Annotated in this window: 1 protein-coding gene; it reads right to left on the bottom strand. The window is 67.5% G+C overall.

The window, feature by feature from the left end:
* A partial coding sequence (locus EN993_RS36865) for a VCBS domain-containing protein (RefSeq protein ID WP_164758117.1) occupies positions 1-212 on the bottom strand: 212 nt, incomplete at both ends.

Genomic DNA, 212 nt, shown 5'->3' with positions numbered 1-212 from the left:
GCGGCAGCCACCTGGGGCACGAAGTGGGGATCGCTGTCGACATCGGAGATGGTGAGCGTGCCCGACGTCGAGATGTCGGCGGCCGTGTTGCCTTCGGTCAGGTCGCGCACATCGGCCGACAGCACGGCCGCGTCGTTGGTGCCCAGGATGTGGACGGTCACGGTGGTGGCGGTGCCGTCGGCGCTGACGACATTGAAGGTGTCGGTGTAGGT

This window comes from Mesorhizobium sp. M7D.F.Ca.US.004.01.2.1 (assembly GCF_003997785.1).
Lineage (GTDB): Bacteria > Pseudomonadota > Alphaproteobacteria > Rhizobiales > Rhizobiaceae > Mesorhizobium > Mesorhizobium loti.
Note: the sequence above shows the minus strand (reverse complement) of the source record. Positions and strands in the feature narration are given on the sequence as shown.